Source organism: Nocardiopsis sediminis, assembly GCF_042650565.1.
Classification (GTDB): Bacteria; Actinomycetota; Actinomycetes; order Streptosporangiales; family Streptosporangiaceae; genus Nocardiopsis_B; species Nocardiopsis_B sediminis.
In genome coordinates this window covers 62,823-80,008 of the sequence record NZ_JBHSBH010000011.1, presented here as the reverse complement: position 1 = coordinate 80,008, position 17,186 = coordinate 62,823, and the positions used below count along the sequence as shown (strand labels likewise).

At 73.3% G+C, this 17,186-nt stretch carries 14 protein-coding genes; 8 read left to right on the top strand and 6 right to left on the bottom strand.

The window, feature by feature from the left end; genetic code table 11:
• Positions 1-65: 65 nt before the first annotated feature.
• Together ACFOVU_RS17760 and ACFOVU_RS17755 are read right to left on the bottom strand one after the other, a co-directional pair.
• Complete coding sequence (locus tag ACFOVU_RS17760) at positions 66-1,196, bottom strand: substrate-binding domain-containing protein (protein WP_378535046.1); 1,131 nt, start codon at positions 1,194-1,196, stop codon at positions 66-68.
• Between the two features lie 259 nt (positions 1,197-1,455).
• Positions 1,456-2,619: an ROK family transcriptional regulator gene (locus ACFOVU_RS17755; protein WP_378535044.1), complete on the bottom strand. Its 1,164-nt coding sequence runs from the start codon at positions 2,617-2,619 to the stop codon at positions 1,456-1,458.
• A 107-nt stretch (positions 2,620-2,726) separates the two neighbouring features.
• Between ACFOVU_RS17755 and ACFOVU_RS17750 the strand changes: the two genes are divergently transcribed.
• Entirely contained in the window at positions 2,727-3,320 is a 594-nt protein-coding gene (locus tag ACFOVU_RS17750) for a hypothetical protein (RefSeq protein WP_378535043.1), read from the top strand.
• Between the two features lie 35 nt (positions 3,321-3,355).
• Entirely contained in the window at positions 3,356-3,889 is a 534-nt protein-coding gene (locus tag ACFOVU_RS17745) for a kinase (protein WP_378535041.1), read from the top strand.
• A gap of 61 nt (positions 3,890-3,950) precedes the next feature.
• Here ACFOVU_RS17745 and ACFOVU_RS17740 read toward each other — a convergent pair whose 3' ends face one another.
• The 3 genes from ACFOVU_RS17740 to ACFOVU_RS17730 form a co-directional block, all read right to left on the bottom strand.
• The gene (locus ACFOVU_RS17740; protein ID WP_378535039.1) at positions 3,951-5,849 is read right to left on the bottom strand and encodes a S9 family peptidase; all 1,899 of its coding nucleotides are present in this window, start codon (positions 5,847-5,849) and stop codon (positions 3,951-3,953) included.
• Between the two features lie 320 nt (positions 5,850-6,169).
• The gene (gene acnA, locus ACFOVU_RS17735) at positions 6,170-8,896 is read right to left on the bottom strand and encodes an aconitate hydratase AcnA (protein WP_378535037.1); all 2,727 of its coding nucleotides are present in this window, start codon (positions 8,894-8,896) and stop codon (positions 6,170-6,172) included.
• A gap of 371 nt (positions 8,897-9,267) precedes the next feature.
• Positions 9,268-10,197: an LLM class F420-dependent oxidoreductase gene (locus ACFOVU_RS17730; protein WP_378535035.1), complete on the bottom strand. Its 930-nt coding sequence runs from the start codon at positions 10,195-10,197 to the stop codon at positions 9,268-9,270.
• A gap of 157 nt (positions 10,198-10,354) precedes the next feature.
• Here ACFOVU_RS17730 and ACFOVU_RS17725 point away from each other — a divergent pair, with 157 nt between their 5' ends.
• From ACFOVU_RS17725 to ACFOVU_RS17710, 4 genes are read left to right on the top strand one after another with little or no spacing between them, the layout of a single operon-like run.
• Positions 10,355-10,939, top strand: a complete 585-nt coding sequence (locus tag ACFOVU_RS17725; RefSeq protein WP_378535033.1) for an RNA polymerase sigma factor — start codon at positions 10,355-10,357, stop codon at positions 10,937-10,939.
• A complete protein-coding gene (locus ACFOVU_RS17720) occupies positions 10,936-11,745 on the top strand; it encodes a zf-HC2 domain-containing protein (protein ID WP_378535031.1) in 810 nt (269 codons plus the stop codon). Before ACFOVU_RS17725 ends, ACFOVU_RS17720 begins: the two co-directional genes overlap by 4 nt.
• Before the next feature lie 22 nt (positions 11,746-11,767).
• Positions 11,768-12,679: an ATP-binding cassette domain-containing protein gene (locus ACFOVU_RS17715; protein WP_378535029.1), complete on the top strand. Its 912-nt coding sequence runs from the start codon at positions 11,768-11,770 to the stop codon at positions 12,677-12,679.
• Positions 12,676-14,238: a hypothetical protein gene (locus ACFOVU_RS17710; RefSeq protein WP_378535027.1), complete on the top strand. Its 1,563-nt coding sequence runs from the start codon at positions 12,676-12,678 to the stop codon at positions 14,236-14,238. Before ACFOVU_RS17715 ends, ACFOVU_RS17710 begins: the two co-directional genes overlap by 4 nt.
• Positions 14,239-14,269: 31 nt before the next feature.
• Here the strand turns inward: ACFOVU_RS17710 and ACFOVU_RS17705 are convergent, their stop codons facing one another.
• Positions 14,270-15,529: a class I SAM-dependent RNA methyltransferase gene (locus ACFOVU_RS17705; protein WP_378535025.1), complete on the bottom strand. Its 1,260-nt coding sequence runs from the start codon at positions 15,527-15,529 to the stop codon at positions 14,270-14,272.
• A 227-nt stretch (positions 15,530-15,756) separates the two neighbouring features.
• On the opposite strand from ACFOVU_RS17705, the gene ACFOVU_RS17700 reads away from it, so the two are divergent.
• Together ACFOVU_RS17700 and ACFOVU_RS17695 are read left to right on the top strand one after the other, a co-directional pair.
• Entirely contained in the window at positions 15,757-16,440 is a 684-nt protein-coding gene (locus ACFOVU_RS17700) for a potassium channel family protein (protein ID WP_378535023.1), read from the top strand.
• Positions 16,441-17,115, top strand: coding sequence for a potassium channel family protein (locus ACFOVU_RS17695; RefSeq protein ID WP_378535021.1), 675 nt, complete (start codon positions 16,441-16,443; stop codon positions 17,113-17,115).
• Positions 17,116-17,186: the final 71 nt, after the last annotated feature.

Genomic DNA, 17,186 nt, shown 5'->3' with positions numbered 1-17,186 from the left:
GCCCCCCCCCGGTGGGCCTGCCGGGCGGGGCGCCGGCCCGGAGCCCCGTGTGCCCGGAGCCCGGCCTATTCGCCGTCGGCCTCGGTGCAGAAGTCGGTGTCGGCGTAGTCGTCGGTGCAGATCTCCTCGACGGTGTAGACGCCGTCGGAGATCACGGTGTCGGCGACGTCCTCCTCGGTGACGGCGATCGGGTCGATCAGCACGGAGGGGATGGCGTTGCCGGCTTCGTCCTCGACCTCGGTGAGACCGGTCTCGCCGCCGTCGTACTCCTCGCCTGTGGCGGCGGCGACGGCCATGGCGGCGGCGGCTTCGGCCTCGGGGCGGATCATCTTGTAGATGGTCATGTACTGCTCGCCGGCGATGACGCGCTGGATGCCGGCGATCTCGGCGTCCTGGCCGGTGATGGGGGGCAGGTCCTCGACGCCGGCGCTCTTGAGCGCGGCCACGATGCCGGCGGACATGCCGTCGTTGGCGGAGTAGACGCCCGCGATGTTGTCGGCGCCGACGGAGGTGATGGCCTGGTCCATCTGGGTCTGGGCGCGGTCGGGCGACCAGTCGGGGGTGTCGTATTCGGCGGCGATGTCGACCTGGCCGTCGAGCACGTCGTGGGCGCCGGCCTTGAAGTCGCCGGCGTTGGGGTCGGTCGGCGAGCCGTTGATCATGACGATCTGGGCGTCGTCGCCGGCCTCCTCCGCCTCCAGCGCCTCCAGCAGCGATTCGGCCTGTACCTCGCCGACCCGCCGGTTGTCGAAGGAGGTGTAGTAGTCGACGCCGCCCTCGGCGAGCCGGTCGTAGGCCACCACGGGCACGCCCTGGTTCTGGGCCTGGGTGACGATGGTGGCCGCGGCGGCGGAGTCGACGGCGTCCAGGACGAGGACGTCGACGCCGTCGGTGAGCATGGCCTCGGCCTGGGACTGCTGGCGCGCGGTCTCCTGGTCGGCGTTCTGGTACAGCAGGTCGCACTCGGCACAGAGCTCGGTCAGCGCCTCTTCGAAATAGGGGCGGTCGAACCTCTCATACCGTGCGGTCTTGGATTCGGGCAGCAGGAGGCCGACGCTGAAGCCCTCCTCCACAGTGTTGTCGCCGGCCTGGGCCGCGCCGTCGTTCGTGATGGCGCCGCAGCCGGTCGCGAGCAGGACCAGCGCCGCCGCGGCGCCGACCGCGGCGCGGGATGCGCTTCCGCTTCGCTTGTTCAAGGTTCGACCTCCTCCGGAAGGCCGCCGAGCCGGATGTATGGGGGAACCCGGCACCGCAACGTGTGCTGGGTCACTCGGTCGGCCGTTGCCGGAAGTCAAACCCGTCGTGGGCTTGGCGTCAAGAGTTGAACACATCGCAGAAATGTCACGTTCATTGACTTCACACGGTGAATTCAATGTCCGTGCAGCTCAGCCCCGGTTCGGCATCGGAAATGTTCTTTCCCTTTCGCGGGCGGCCGCCCGGACCGGTTGGCGGTCGCTACTCGACCGAAGCCGCTGCCAGGCGCAACGCGCCCCGGAGCGCCGCCTGGTCGCCGAGCGCTCCCGGGACGATCCGCAGATCCCGCAGGGCGCTGCCCAGCGTGCCCAGCTCCATGGTCCGGCGGACCGGCGCCAGCAGCGCGTCGCCGGCGCCGGTGAGCGCCCCGCCGACGATCACCATCTCGGGGTTGAAGGTGTTGGCCAGGATCGCCAGCCCCCGCCCCAGGGCGGTCCCGGCCTCGGCGACGATGCGGCGGCACCCCGGGTCGCCGTCGCCGGCGGCGCGCACCAGCTCGGCGACGGTGGTGGGCGCCCCGCCGGTCGCCTGCTGCGGCAGCATGCCGAGCAGGTACGGCGCCCCCACCTGGGTCTCCAGGCATCCGCGGTTGCCGCAGCGGCAGACCTGCCCGCGCTCGTCCAGCCCGATGTGCCCGATCTCGCCCGCGGTGCCGCCGGCCCCGCGGAACAGCCGCCCGCCCACGACGATGCCGGCCCCCACCCCCTCGCCGAGCTGCACGTAGATGAGGTGCTCGACACCGGCCCCGGATCCCGTGGCGGTCTCGGCGAGCGCGCTGAGGTTGGCGTCGTTCTCGGCCGTGACCGGCAGCGACAGGCGCTCGGCCAGCGCGGCGGCGGGGCGGAACCCCGCCCAGCGGGGCATGCAGGTGACCGTCCCGATCTCACCGGTGGCGAGGTCGACCGGGCCGGGGACGGAGGCGGCCACGGAGACCACCGTGGAGTGGTCGACCCGCGCCGCGGCGAGCACCGTCTCGACCAGCCACACCGCGCGGCGCACCCCCCGCTCGGGGTCGGCGGCGACGTCGTAGGCGATGGCCTCGCGCGCCAGCAGCCCGCCGTGGCTGTCGCCCAGCGCCACGGCCAGGCGCGACGTCGAGAAGTCGATGGCGACCACCGCCCCGGGCGGGCGCACCAGCGTGATCGCGCGCGCCCGGCGCCCGTTGGAGGAGGTCTCGCGCACGGTGACGGTCCCGGTGGCGCGCAGGGTGCGCACGATGTTGGAGACGCTGGCCGGCGAGAGCCCCGTGACCCGCGCGATCTCGGCCTGGGTGAGCGTGCCCGCCGACCGCAGCGCCTCGACCACCCGCTGCTGGTTCGCGCGCCGCAGCGCGGCCTGGGATCCCGGTGTCGCGTCGACGGTCACGGTCGTCTCCCTGGCTCTGCGGTCGGGCAGCGGTGAAGGCGGGCCCCGCTGGTGGAAGCGAGCTTACAAGAGTTGAATTCATCGCTGGGACGGGTAGGCTGCGTGCCGTGTCCGCACCATCCGTCCCCGCAGCCGGCGGTGCGTCCGCCATCGCCGGCGCCCTGTCCGCGGCCCCCGCACGGGCCGGGCACCGCCGCGTGCTCGCGATCGAGGGGCGGTCGGGGTCGGGCAAGACCCTCCTCGCCGCCCGGCTGGCCGAGCGGATCGGCTGCCCGGTGGTGCACATGGACGACCTCTACCCCGGCTGGCCGGGGCTGGCGGCGGCCGTCCCCCTGGCCCGCGATCAGGTGCTGGAGCCCTTCGCCCGCGGACGCCGGCCGCGGTGGCGCCGCTTCGACTGGGACCGCGGCCGCCACGCGGAATGGACCGGTCTCGGGGGCGACATCGGCGACACCCTGATCCTCGAAGGCTGCGGCGCGGGCGCCCGCGACCTGCGCCCCTACCTGTCCCTGCTGGTCTGGGTGCACGCCCCGGCCCACATCCGCCGCACCCGCCTGGACCACCGCGCCGACGCCGCCGCCTACGCCCCGTTCCGCGACATGTGGTCCGCCCAGGAAGAGACGTTCTACACCCGCCACCGCCCCCGCGAGCACGCCGACATCATCCTGGACACCGCCACCCACCCGATCCGGCAGGACTGACCTGGAGGGGCCGGACCGGGCGCTACCGTTGGGGTGTGCGCGTCGGTTCGGCCGAGACGGTCCTGATCGTGATCCGGGGGAACTCCGGATCGGGCAAGAGCACCGTGGCGCGCCGGATACGGGAGCGCTACGGGCGGGGCGTGGCCCTGGTGTCCCAGGACGACGTCCGGCGGACGATCCTGCGGGAGAAGGACCTCCCCGGCGCGGCCAACATCGGGCTGATCGACACCATCGCGCGCTACGCGCTCGACGCCGGATACCACGTCGTCGTCGAAGGCATCCTGGACGCCGGACGCTACGGCGCGATGCTCACCGCCCTGCGCGCCGACCACGCGGGGCGCAGCTCCTTCTGCTACCTCGACGTCCCCTTCGCCGAGACGGTGCGGCGCCACGCCACCCGGCCGCAGTCCCGGGAGTTCGGGGAGGCGGAGATGCGGAGCTGGTACCGGCGCCTGGACCTGATCCCCGCGGCGGATGAACAGGTCATCGGCCCCGACAGCGCCCTGGCGGAGACGGTGGAGCGCATCGTGTCCAGTGCCGGGCTGCTCCGCTGCGACGCCCACCCCTGACCTGCGCGAGCGCGGCGGCTCGTGGGGCGGCCGGTGGGGCCGGCCCACGAGCCGGGGTGGGTCACAGGTGGCGGGACCACCAGTCGAGGATGGCCTCGAAGCGGGCGACGCGGTGGCTGGGCAGGCCCGAGCGGGACATCTCGTGGCCCTCGCCCGGGAAGAGGAGCATCTCGGTCTCGACGCCGCGGAGCTTGAGGGCGACGAACAGCCGCTGCGCCTGTTCGAGGGGGCAGCGGTAGTCCTGCTCCGCGTGGATGATCAGGGTCGGGATGGCGATCTTGCCGGCGTGGGTGAGCGGGCTCTGCGCGGTCCAGCCGGAGGGGTCGGGCCCGTAGAGGTCGAAGGCGAACGTCCACCCCTCGTCGCTGGTGCCGTGGAAGCTGTCGATGGCGTTGACCGCGCGCTCGGTGATGGCCGCCTTGAACCGGTCGCCGTGGTGGGCCGCCAGCCACGTGGTCATGAACCCGCCGTGCGACCCGCCCAGCACCCCCGCGCGCGATGCGTCCAGCCCGCCGCGCTCCAGCGCCGCGTCCAGCAGCGCCAGCAGGTCGATCGCCGACACCCGGCCGACGTCGCCGGTCACGGCCTTGCCGTGCGCCTGCCCGTAGCCGGAGGACCCCCGCGGGTTGCCCATGACCACGGCGTAGCCGGCGCCCGCGTAGACCTGGGCCTCGTCGAAGAGCTGCCACCCGTACTGGCGGAACGGCCCGCCGTGGATCATCAGCAGGACCGGGTGCGGGCCGGGCCCCTCGGGGCGGACGAGCCAGCCGTGCACGGGGTGGCCGTCGGGCGCCGCCGTGGTGATCTCCTCCAGCGGGAGCGGGGAGATGCCCTCGGCGAAGGCGGTCAGCGCCCGCTCACCGCCGTCGATGCGCACCAGCTCGCCGGAGCTCGCGGCGTCGGCGACGGTCGCCACGACCGTGCCCCTCGCGGACGCCGCCGCCTGCACCTGCCTCGGCCCAGTGACGACCGCGGCAGGCTCCCCGTCCTCGTAGGGCACCCGCAGGAGCTCGACCGCGCCGCGCCGCTCCACGGGCACCAGGATGCCGTCGTCGGTGGCGACCGGGACGCCTCCGGGCGCGATGTGGTGGTCCTCCTCGGGGAAGAGCGGCCGCGGCTTCGCCGAGCCGTCCACCGGCACCGACCACAGGCCCACATGGCGGGCGACGTGCCAGGCGTGGTTCTCGCTGACATCGGTGCCGGTGAACAAGAGGGCGCGGCCATCGGGGGCGAACCGCACGGTCTCGACGATGTGGCCGGTGCCCGTGACGCGGCGCAGGCCCGATCCGTCGGGCGCGCACACCCAGACGTCGGACGCGTGGTCGCCGTCGCGCCCCTCGTGGCGCGCCGCCTCGAACGCCAGCAGCGCGCCGTCGGGGCTCCAGGCGACGCTGCGGTGGTCGTAGTCGCCCTCGGTGATCCGCTCCGGCGTCCCGGGACCCTGCGCGCGTGCCCGGTGCGGGTCGGCGGTGAAGACGTGGAACCGCCGGTCGTTGGTGAACCCGACGCCGTCGTACCGGTAGCGCAGGCCGGTGATCCGGCGCGGCGGCTCCTTGGCCGGGTCGCCGCCGTAGCGCCCCTCCTCGGGCACCCGGGCGGCGTAGGCGATCCGCCGGGAGTCGGGGCTCCACTGCGGCCCCTCGACGCCGAGGGGGTGGTCGGTGACCTGCCAGGGCTCGCCGCCGCCGGTGGCCATCACGTGCAGCTGCGCCGGACCCGCATCGGCGCGCAGGAACGCCAGCCACTGGCCGTCGGGCGAGAAGACGGGCCCGCTGTCGAGCGGCCCGTTGGTCAGCCGCCGGGGCTCGGCGTCGCCGCCGGTGGGCACCGACCACAGTGCGCCGCGGTAGGCGTCGGTGCCGAGATCGGGCCGGGAGAGGGCCACCACCGCACTCCGCCCGTCGGGGGCGAGGGCGGGTGCGCTGAGGGAATGGAGCCGGACGATGTCATCAGGTCTCATTTTGGCGACCCTAGCGAAGGCGTCCCGCGCGCGACAGGGACTTTCCCGGGGCAGAGGGCCCACACGCCGCGCCCTTGGGCGCGCTCGCCTCCTCGCTCCGCTCCAACGGCCCCGCGGAGGGGCCTGCGGCCGATTACAGCGCCGCCTCCGCTCGCTCGTCGGCTCTCCGCTCGAAAGCGGAGCGCCGCCGCACCATGGTGGCGCGGCGGCGCTCGCGTGCCGCTGTGCGGGACCGGGTGGCCCGGAGATGCCGCCGCCCCGGGGCCGGACGGGCCGGTCCCGGGACGGCGGGCGGGGCGTTCGCCCCTGACGACCCCTGGTTACTCCGCGATGAGCTGGCGGAGCACGTACTGGAGGATGCCGCCGTTGCGGTAGTAGTCGGCCTCGCCGGGGGTGTCGATGCGGACGTCGGCGTCGAACTCGACGCCGGTGTCCGTGGTCACCTTCACCGTGGCGGGGATGCGGCCCTCGTTCAGCTCGGTGACGCCGGTGATGGAGAAGGTCTCCTCACCGGTGAGGCCGAGGGAGTCCGCCGACTGCCCCTGCGGGAACTGGAGCGGGAGCACGCCCATGCCGATCAGGTTGGACCGGTGGATGCGCTCGTAGGACTCGGTGATCACCGCGCGGACGCCCAGCAGGCTGGTGCCCTTGGCCGCCCAGTCGCGCGAGGAGCCGGAGCCGTACTCCTTGCCGCCGAGCACCACCAGCGGGGTGCCCTGCGCCGCGTAGTTCTGCGCCGCGTCGTAGATGAAGGACACCGGGGCGCCCTCCTGGGTGAAGTCGCGGGTGTAGCCGCCCTCGGTGCCCGGCGCGATCTGGTTGCGCAGGCGGATGTTGGCGAACGTGCCGCGGATCATCACCTCGTGGTTGCCGCGCCGGGACCCGTAGGAGTTGAAGTCCCTGCGCTCGACGCCGTGCGCCTTGAGGTAGTCGGCGGCCGGTGTGCCCGGCTTGATGGCGCCGGCCGGCGAGATGTGGTCGGTGGTGACCGAGTCGCCGAGCTTGGCCAGGACGCGGGCGCCGGAGATGTCGGTGACCGGCGCGGGCGTGGTGGCCATGCCCTCGAAGTACGGGGGCTTGCGGACGTAGGTGGAGTCGTCGGCCCACTCGAAGGTGGCCCCGGTCGGGGTGGGCAGCGAGCGCCACCGCTCGTCGCCGGCGAACACGTCGGAGTAGGCGGACTCGTACATGTCCGAGGCGATCGCCCCGTCCATGACGGCCTGGACGTCCTCGGGCGAGGGCCAGATGTCGGCGAGGTAGACCGGCTCGCCGTCGGTCCCGGTGCCCAGCGGCTCGGTGGTGATGTCGACGTCCAGCGAGCCGGCCAGCGCGTAGGCCACGACCAGCGGCGGCGACGCGAGGTAGTTCATCTTGACGTCGGGGTTGATCCGGCCCTCGAAGTTGCGGTTGCCCGAGAGGACCGCCGTGACCGCGAGGTCGTTGTTCTGGACGGCGGCGGAGATCTCCTCCGGCAGGGGGCCGGAGTTGCCGATGCAGGTGGTGCAGCCGTAGCCGACCAGGTTGAACCCGAGCTTGTCCAGGTAGGGCGTGAGGCCGGAGCGCTCGTAGTAGTCGGTGACGACCTTGGAGCCGGGCGCGAGCGAGGTCTTGACCCACGGCTTGCGGGTCAGGCCCTTCTCGACGGCGTTCTTGGCGAGCAGCGCGGCGCCGAGCATGACCGACGGGTTGGAGGTGTTGGTGCACGAGGTGATCGCGGCGATCACCACGGCACCGTGGTCGAGCTCGGTCTCGGTGCCGTCGGCCAGGGTGACCTTGACCGCGCGGCGCGGGCGCTGGTCGCCGTTGGCGGACTGCGAGGGCGCGTCGGAGGCCGGGAAGGACTCGTCGCTGGACTCCTCGACCCGGTCGGAGACGTAGTTGGCGACGTCGTGGCGCCAGGTCTGCTTGGCGGCCGACAGGGCGATGCGGTCCTGCGGGCGCTTGGGGCCGGCGATGGAGGGCACGACCTCGGAGAGGTCGAGTTCCAGGTACTCGGAGTAGACGGGCTCGTGGCCGGCGTCGTGCCAGAGGCCCTGCTCCTTGGCGTAGGCCTCGACCAGCGCGGTCTGGGCGGCGCTGCGGCCGGTGAGCTTCATGTACCGGATGGTCTCGTCGTCGATCGGGAAGATCGCGGCGGTGGAGCCGAACTCCGGGCTCATGTTGCCGATGGTGGCGCGGTTGGCCAGCGGCACGGCGGCGACGCCGTCGCCGTAGAACTCCACGAACTTGCCGACGACGCCGTGCTTGCGCAGCATCTCGGTGATGGTCAGCACCAGGTCGGTGGCGGTGGTGCCGGGCGCGAGCTCGCCGGTCAGCTTGAAGCCGACCACGCGCGGGATGAGCATGGAGATCGGCTGGCCGAGCATGGCGGCCTCGGCCTCGATGCCGCCCACGCCCCAGCCCAGGATGCCCAGACCGTTCTGCATGGTGGTGTGGGAGTCGGTGCCCACACAGGTGTCGGGGTAGACCTGGCCGTTGCGGACCATGGCGACGCGGGCCAGGTGCTCGATGTTGGCCTGGTGGACGATGCCGGTGCCGGGCGGGACGACCTTGAACTCGTCGAAGGCGGTCTGGCCCCAGCGCAGGAACTGGTAGCGCTCGCGGTTGCGCTCGTACTCGATCTCGACGTTGCGCTCGAAGGCGTCGGGCCGGCCGAAGATGTCGACGATCACGGAGTGATCGATCACGAGCTCGGCCGGGGCCAAGGGGTTGATCTTGTCCGGGTCGCCGCCGAGGTCGTTGACGGCCTCGCGCATGGTGGCGAGGTCGACGACGCACGGGACGCCGGTGAAGTCCTGCATGATCACCCGCGCGGGGGTGAACTGGATCTCCTGGTTCGGCTGGGCCTGGGGGTCCCAGTTGCCGAGGGCCCGGATGTGCTCGGCGGTGACGTTCGCGCCGTCCTCGGTGCGGAGGAGGTTCTCCAGCAGCACCTTCAGGCTGTAGGGAAGCCGCCCGGCGCCGTCGACGGCGTCCAGGCGGAAGATCTCATACGATTCGTCGCCAACGCGGAGCGTGTCACGGCTGCCGAAGCTGTTCGCGGACACGGTGATTGCCTCCTGATCTCGCCACTTTCTCCCAGCATCCTGCCGTAGCAGGGGCGCCGGGACATCACTGAGGCTGCCCTAAGCAGATGACCCGCGGACCGCGGCCGGACCATCGTGCGGCGTGCCGGCGGCCCGGTTCCATCAGCGGTGACGGTGCGGCGTGCCGGTGCCGTGCCCGTTGCCGGTCCGGGCCTGCCTGCGCGGCTACCCGCCGCGGCAGCGGCCAACCTCACACGCCGGGTGTTTCCCGCCGGCCGGAGGGGTGCCGTGCAGGCGCCCCTCCGGCATGCTCAGTGATTCAGGTGTTTATCTCGATATCAAGCTATCGGACAAGTATCTCGATATCAAGTTATTCCGGCGCCGCCGCGCCGCTATGCGACCTGCGGCGCCACCTGCGAGGCGACCAGCTCCAAGTGGTCGAGGTCGGACAGGTCGAGCACCTGGAGGTACATGCGCTCGGCACCGATCTCGGCGAACCGGCCGATCTTGTCGACCAGCTCGGCCGGGGTACCCGCCAGGCCGTTGCGCCGCAGCTCCTCCGGGTCGCGCCCGATCGCCTCCGCGCGCCGGGCGACCTCGGCGTCATCGCGCCCGCAGCACAGCACCTGCGCCGCCGAATACACCATCGGGGCGGTGCGGCCGATCGCCTTCACCGCCGCGCGGGTGCGCTCGAAGGCCGCGGCGGTGTCCTCGACCGAGGAGAAGGGGACGTTGTACTCGTCGGCGTGGGCCGCGGCCAGCCGCGGGGTGCGCGTGGGCCCCGTGCCGCCGATCAGCACCGGCGGGCGCGGCTGCGACGGCTTGGGCAGGCCGGGCGCGCCGGAGAGGCGGTAGTGGCGTCCGTCGTAGTCGAACGTCTCACCCAGCGGGGTCCCCCACAGCCCGGTGATGACGTCGAGCTGCTCCTCGAACCGGTCGAACCGCTCGCGGGCCGTCGCCGGGAACGGGATGCCGTAGGCGGTGTGCTCGGCCTCGAACCACCCGGCCCCGAAGCCCAGCTCCACGCGCCCGCCGCTCATCCGGTCCACCTGCGCGACGCTGATCGCCAGCGGCCCGGGGTGCCGGAAGGTCGCCGCCGTCATCAGCGTGCCCAGGCGCACCCGCGAGGTCTCCCGCGCCAGCCCGGCCAGCGTGATCCAGGCGTCGGTCGGCCCCGGAAGGCCGTCGACGTCGCCCATCTTCAGATAGTGGTCCGACCGGAAGAACGCATCGAACCCGGTCTCCTCGGTCGCCTTGGCCACCGCCAGCAGCATGTCGTAGGACGCACCCTGCTGCGGTTCGGTGAAAATCCTCAAACGCATGCGCCCCATTCTCCCCCGCCGCACCACCGGCGCCGACCTGTCCACACAAGCACAGATGGGGGTCGCCCCCGGCTCGGCGACCGGATAGCGTCAAAGTCGGCCGACCGATCCACCGGTCCCGTGAACCGATTCCCCTCACCCCTGCGATAAGAGCACCGTGAAGCTGTTCCGCCGCGCAAAGCGCGCCCCCGACTACGATCCCGACGGCTCGGACGCCGAGCTCCTGGCCGCCGTGGGATCCGGCGAGACCGCCGCACTGGAGGTCCTGCACCGACGGCACGCCCCCTGGCTGCGCGCGCGGCTGCGCTACCGATGTTCCGACCCCGACCTCGTCGATGCGGCGGTCCAGGAGACGTTCCTGGCCGTCTGGAAGAACGCCGCGTCCTTCACCCCCCGCTCGGCCGACGGCGACGCCGGCGCCTGGATCTGGACGATCGCGATCCGCCAGCTCATCAGCCAGCTCCGCAAGAGCGCCAACCGCTGGCTCGCCGAGTCCGACCCCCTGCCCTACGAGCCCATCGGTGAGGCCTCCGCCGAGGACCTCGTGCTGCTCCGGATCGAGCACGGCCCGCTCGGGATCGCCCTCAACAACCTCTCCCCGGAACTACGCAGAGCCCTCCAAGCGACGATCCTCGACGGACTCACCGTCCGCGAGGCCGCGCAGATCCTCGGTGTCCCCGAAGGAACCGTCAAGACCCGCGTCATGCGGGCCAAGGCCAAGCTCCGGGAGCAGCTGACATGACCTGGCACCTCACTTCCCGGCAACTCACGGACTACTCGACCGGAAGAGCGGACGACGCGATCGCCATGTCAGTGGAAGCACACCTCATGCACTGTGCCACCTGCCGCGCGAACCTGCCCGGCGACGACGACTGGCTCCAGTCGAGCTGGGCCGACCTGCGCGACGTCGTCGACCGGCCGCGCCGCGGGCTGCTGGAGCGCCTGCTGACGGCACTCGGCATCAACGAGGGCACCGCCCGCCTGCTCGTGGCCACACCCACGCTCTACCGCGCCTGGCTGGTGGCGATGGTGGCGGTCCTGGGCTGCGCGCTGGTCACTGCCTACACGATGAACGGCGGATCGCTGCTGTTCTACTTCCTGGCCCCGGTGCTGCCGCTGGGCGGGGTGGCGCTGGCCTACGGGCGCACGGTCGACCCCGCTCACGAGTTCACCGGCGTCACGCCCATGGCGGGGCAGCGCCTGCTGTTCGTGCGCGCCCTGGCGGTCCTGGTCCCCGCCCTGGCCCTGTGCACGGTCGCGGCGCTGCTGCTGCCCGGCAGGGGGCCCGAATGGGGGCCGGTCGCCTGGCTGCTGCCGGCGCTGACCCTGGTCGCGGGGTCCCTGGCCCTGACCCGGTGGCTCAACCTCGGTGTCTCCAGCGCGATGATCGCCGGGGGCTGGCTGGTCGCGCTCGCCGTGAGCACCGTGGAGCGCCGGGCCGTCCCCGCCCACTTCTTCGCGCCCGAGGCGCAGGGGGCGTGGGCGGTCGCGCTCGCCGCGACCCTCACGCTCTACCTCATCGTCATCGTCCGCGCCAAGCGCGCCTGAGCCCGGGAAAGACCGACGACCGATGCCGACCACGAGCGCACCCGCGGGCACCATCGTGACCGCCCGCGGCCTGACCAAGCGCTTCGGACTCCACACCGCCCTCAACGACCTCACCCTGGACATCGGCTGCGGTGTCACCGGGCTGCTGGGCCGCAACGGGGCGGGCAAGACCACCCTGCTGCGCTGCCTGGCCACCGACCTCGACCCCGGCGGCGGCGAGCTGCGGATCCTGGGCCTGTCCCCGGCCGCCACCGCCGACCGCACGGCGATCCGCCGCCAACTCGGCCACCTGCCGCAGAACCCCTCGCTCTACCCCCACTTCACGGTGTTCGGCCTGCTCGACTACCTCGCGGTGCTCAAGGAGCTGGGCGGGCGCCGCGCCCGCCACGACGAAGTGCGCCGGGTGCTGGCGACGGTCGCCCTCTACGACCGGCGGCACAGCCGCATCCGCCGGCTCTCCGGCGGCATGCGCCAGCGCCTGGCACTGGCGGGGGCGCTGCTGGGCGAGCCCCGCCTGCTCCTGCTCGACGAGCCCACCATCGGGCTCGACCCCGAGCAGCGCATCCGCTTCCGCGACCTGATCTCGGAGTTCGGCACCACGCGCACCGCTGTGCTGTCCACCCACCAGATCGAGGACGTCGCGGCGCTGTGCACGCGGGTGCTCGTGCTCGACGAGGGGCGGCTCGTCTTCTCCGGGACCCCGGCCGAGCTGACCCGGCGCGCCAAGGGCCGCGTGTGGTCGCTGCCCGAGCGCCCCATGGCCGGCACCACGACCTGGCGCAGCCCCGACGGCCGCTATCGGGTCCTCACCCCCGGCTCCACCGAACCGCCGCCGGGCTATGAGACCTCCGCCCGACCCGTGGAGCCCACTCTGGAGGACGGCTACCTGCTCCTCACCGGATCCGCCAACGTTCCGGCCGCGGACCGGCCGTGATCGCGTCCTTCGCGCGGCTGGTGGCGTTCGAGTCGCGCCGCCTGGCACGCAGCCCCCTGCTGCTGGCGTCCATCGCCTTCTCGCTGGTGACCGTCGTCATCCTCGAGGTCCTGGTGCCGACCGCCTACCGGGACTGGGCCTCTCAGCGAACCGACGCGCTGCCGACCTGGGGCGGCGTCGTCGACGACGCCATCGCCACCGCGAAGTACATCGCCGCCGGGATGTTCTTCGCCGCCTTCCCGCCCGCGCTGCGCGAGGCCCGCCACGGCCACTCCGTCGTCGCGCCGCTGGACCGCCGGACCCGCATCGTCGCGCTGCTGGCGGCGGCCCTCCTGGTCGGCGGCGCGGCGGGAACCGTCTCGTTCACGGTGCTGCTCGTCCCCCGCGGCCCCGTGGCGGTCGCGGGCGGCATCAGCACGACCGCGTTCGTCGTCCCCGTGGTCCTGCCGATGGTGGGGGGCGCGCTCGGCGTCCTCGCCGGGGTGTGGACCCGCTCGTGGATCGCCATGATCGCCGCCGCCCTCGCCACCGTGGCCTACGGGGCGGCGCGCTTCATCACGGTGCCCGTGGTGGACCAGTTCTACGGCCTGCCCGACGTCCTCGTCCAGCCGGCCGACCCCTACGAGCCCGGGAGGTGGGGGATGGCCCCCACCCACCTGGCCTACCTGCTCCTGGCGCTGGGGGCCTGCGCCACGGTGGCGCTCCTGCGCCACCGCCGCGGCCGGCGGGACACCATCGCGATCGCGACGGCCGCCGCGATCTGCGTCGCGGGCTCGGCGGTGACCTTCGCCGGGCAGTACGGCTACGGCGTGCTGCTGGGGATCGACATCCGCAAGTGGGCCGACTGGTCCGCCCCGGACGCCGACATGGTGTGCCAGACCCCTTCGGCCATCACGTACTGCGCCTACGAGGGGTACGGGCACTGGGTCCCCTACTGGCGGCAGGCCGTGGAACCGGTGGCCCGCGCCGTTCCGGAGTCGGAGCACGACCGGCTGCCGACCGTACGGCAGGTGACGTTCGACGTGCCGCTGAGGCTGGACTCCGGCGGCTGGATCGCCCAAGGCATCGCCGACCCCGGCAGCGTCTGGTACGACCGGCCCGAGGCCCGGGTCGACCTCGCCGACCAGGTCGCCCTCGTGGCCCTCGGCGCCCCGGAGTACCGCGCCTACTCGTGCAAGTTCGCCGGGCAGGCCCGGCTCCCGCTGTACCTGTGGATGACGACCTACGGCATCGAGGGCTACCGGGACCTCGTCTACCCCACCTATGAGGACCAGACCGCGATCGACCCGGCCGACATCGCCCTCGCCGTGGCAATGTCGGAGACACCCGACGACGAAGTCATCGCGGCGCTCCACCGGCACTGGGACCGGCTGGTCTCCCCGCAGACCACCACGGCCCAGGCGGCCGGCCTGCTCGGGATCGAGGTCACCCCCGCGCACCTGGAGAGCGCCGAGGCGATGCTCGCCCCCTACATCGGCACCGCGGTCCCGGTCGACGCGTTCGCGTCGATGGAGGACGACCCGGTCTCCCGGATGCGCGCCACCCCCCACTGCCGGTGAGGCCGGCCGCGCGACCGGCCTCTCAGCCCTTTCAGTCCCTGTCCAGGACCGCCAGGCACTCGACGTGGTGGGTCATCGGGAAGGCATCGAACGCGCGCAACGACGTGAGGGTGTACCCGCTGGCGACGAAGGCCGCGATGTCGCGGGCCAGGGTCGCGGGGTCGCAGGAGACGTAGGCGACCCGGCGGTTGCGCAGCTCGGCGAGCTGCTCGGCCACCGCGCGGCCCACGCCGGCCCGCGGCGGGTCGACCACGGCGACGTCCACCCGCATGTCGACCCATTCGCGCAGCTGAGTGGCGACGTCGGCGCGCTCCACCCGCGCCCACGGCACGTCGCGCAGGTTGTGCTGGGCGTCGCGGACGGCTTCGGGGTTGCTCTCGACGCCCAGGACCCGGCCCTCGGCGCCCACGGCTTCGGCAAGGGGCGCGGTGAACAGGCCCGCCCCGCAGTACAGGTCGAGGACGGTCTCGCCCGGCTTGGGCTCCAGGGCCGCCAGCACGGCGTCGGTGAGGACCTGCGCGGCAGCGGGGTGCACCTGCCAGAACCCGCCGGCGCTGACCCGGAACTCCCGGCCGCCCACGTTCTCGCGGATACCGCGGCGGCCCCGCACCGACTGGGTCTTGCCGCCCTTGAACCGGCGCAGGACGGCGGCCGACGCCTTGGGGGTGGGCAGGGCGGGCAGCTTGGTGCCGCGCGGCGTGACGATCACGGCGCTGTCCTTGGTGGTGCCCGACGCCACGGTCTCGACCTCGGCGACCGAGGGCCACTCCAGGTCGGTGACGCCCAGCCGGTCGACCTCGGGGTGGGCGATGGCGCAGGTGTCGACGTGCTCCAGCTCGTGGGAGCGGTGCCGGCGCAGCCCGGCCGCGCCCGAGGAGTCGACCGCGAACCGCACGCGGGTGCGCCATCCCAGGCCGTCGGGCGTGCCCGGGAGCTCCTCGACCTCGACGTCGCGCTCGATGCCGGCGATGCGGCGCAGCTGCTCGGCGACGACCTGCGCCTTGATCCGCCGCTGCGCCGGGAGCGAGGCGTGCTGCCAGTCGCATCCGCCGCAGCGGCCGGGGCCCGCGAAGCGGCACGGCGGGTCGACCCGGTCGGGCGAGGGCTCCAGGATGTCGACCGCGTCGGCCCGCAGGAAGCGCGCGGTCTCCTCGGTGACGCGGACGCGGACGCGCTCGCCGGGAAGGGCGTGGCGGACGAAGACGACCTGGTCGTCGTGGCGCCCCACGCACCACCCGCCGTGCGCGGCGCTGTCGACGCGCAACTCCAGGTGGTGACCGATTCTGCTCATGGAAGTGGACCTCCGGCGGACGGGGCTGTCGGGCATCGCGCAGGTGACCCCCGCGTACAGCCACCGCCCATCAGCGGTAACTCTAGCCGAGGCCGACCACCCCGGCGCCCCGCAGCCGCACAGGGGGTCCGCACAGGGGCGCGCCCATCCATGGTTGGGTAGAGATCCGACGGGACGGGTGCGGGGTGCCGCGTACCCGCGGATGCGGACTCGGGAGCGGATGGCCAGTGCACATCGTCATATTGGGCTGCGGGCGGGTGGGGTCGACGCTCGCGCACACGCTGGAGGACATGGGGCACACGGTCGCCGTGATCGACCAGGACCCCGATGCCTTCCGGCGGCTGCGGCCGGCAACGGCGAAGGCCGCGGTCCGCGGGGTGGGACACGACCGCGACGCCCTGACGGCAGCGGGGATCGAGAAGGCGTCGGCGTTCGCCGCCGTGAGCAGCGGCGACAACTCCAACATCATCTCCGCGCGGGTGGCGCGGGAGACGTTCGGGGTCGAGAACGTGGTGGCGCGCATCTACGACCCGCGGCGCGCGGAGGTGTACCAGCGGCTGGGCATCCCGACGGTGGGCACCGTGCGCTGGACCGCCGACACCATCCTGCGCCGGCTCGTGCCGGGGTCCGAAGGGCTGGACGCCGGGCCGCTGTGGCGCGACCCCTCGGGCACGCTGGTGCTGACCGAGGCGCCGGTGACCGCCGACTGGGTGGACCGGCGGGTGGAACGGCTGGAGGCCGCCGTTCAGGTGCGCGTGGCCTACGTGGTGCGCGGCGGCGAGATCCTGCTGCCGCGCGGCGATGAGGCACTGCGCGCCGGGGATGTGCTGCACCTCCTCGTGCGCGCCGCCGATGCGCAGGGGCTGAGGGCGCGGCTGGGCGCCCGCGACGGGGAGAGGCAGGGCCGGTAGATGCGGGTCGCGATCGCCGGGGCGGGCAGTGTCGGACGCTCCATCGCCGCCGAGCTGAGTGACAGCGGCCACGAGGTGCTGCTGATCGACCGCGATACCCGGGCCATCGGCGTGGACGAGCTGCCGCGGGTGGAATGGCTCCTGGCCGACGCCTGCGAGCTGGCCTCGCTGGAGGACGCCCGGTTGGCCGGCTTCGACGCCGTGGTGGCCGCCAGCAGCGACGACAAGGTGAACCTGGTGGTGTCGCTACTGGCCAAGCGGGAGTTCGGGGTGGGACGGGTGATCGCGCGGATCAACGATCCGCGCAACGAGTGGCTGTTCACCGACGCGTGGGGGGTGGACCTGGCGGTGTCGCCGCCGCGGCTCATCGCCGCGCTGGTCGACGAGCCCATCGCGGTGGAGGACGAGGGCGCGCCGGGCGCCCAGGAACCGGCGCTGTCCGAGACCGACCTGCTGGAGTTCACCCTCCCCGCGGGCTCACCGCACGCCGGGCGCCCGGTGCGCGACCTGCTGCCGGGGCTGCCCGAGGGGATCGTCCTGGTCGCGGTGGTACACGGCGGCGACGTGCGCCCGCCGTCGCCCGAGACCCCGCTGGCCGCAGGGGACGACCTCGTCTTCCTCAGCAGCGCGGACGCGGTCGACGAGCTCGACGCCCTGCTCGCACCGGGCGCGTAGGCCGGCGGCCGCCCCTGGGGACGGCCGGCCCGCCGGGGGCGTAGGCCGGCGGCCGCCCCTGGGGACGGCCG

Excerpts from the sequence above, each read along its gene's own strand:
- ACFOVU_RS17720 (WP_378535031.1), top strand. The coding sequence starts at position 10,936 with ATGACCTGGCACCTCACTTCCCGGCAACTCACGGACTACTCGACCGGA.
- ACFOVU_RS17730 (WP_378535035.1), bottom strand. The coding sequence starts at position 10,197 with ATGCGTTTGAGGATTTTCACCGAACCGCAGCAGGGTGCGTCCTACGAC.
- ACFOVU_RS17740 (WP_378535039.1), bottom strand. The coding sequence starts at position 5,849 with ATGAGACCTGATGACATCGTCCGGCTCCATTCCCTCAGCGCACCCGCC.
- ACFOVU_RS17705 (WP_378535025.1), bottom strand. The coding sequence starts at position 15,529 with ATGAGCAGAATCGGTCACCACCTGGAGTTGCGCGTCGACAGCGCCGCG.
- ACFOVU_RS17715 (WP_378535029.1), top strand. The coding sequence starts at position 11,768 with ATGCCGACCACGAGCGCACCCGCGGGCACCATCGTGACCGCCCGCGGC.
- ACFOVU_RS17695 (WP_378535021.1), top strand. The coding sequence starts at position 16,441 with ATGCGGGTCGCGATCGCCGGGGCGGGCAGTGTCGGACGCTCCATCGCC.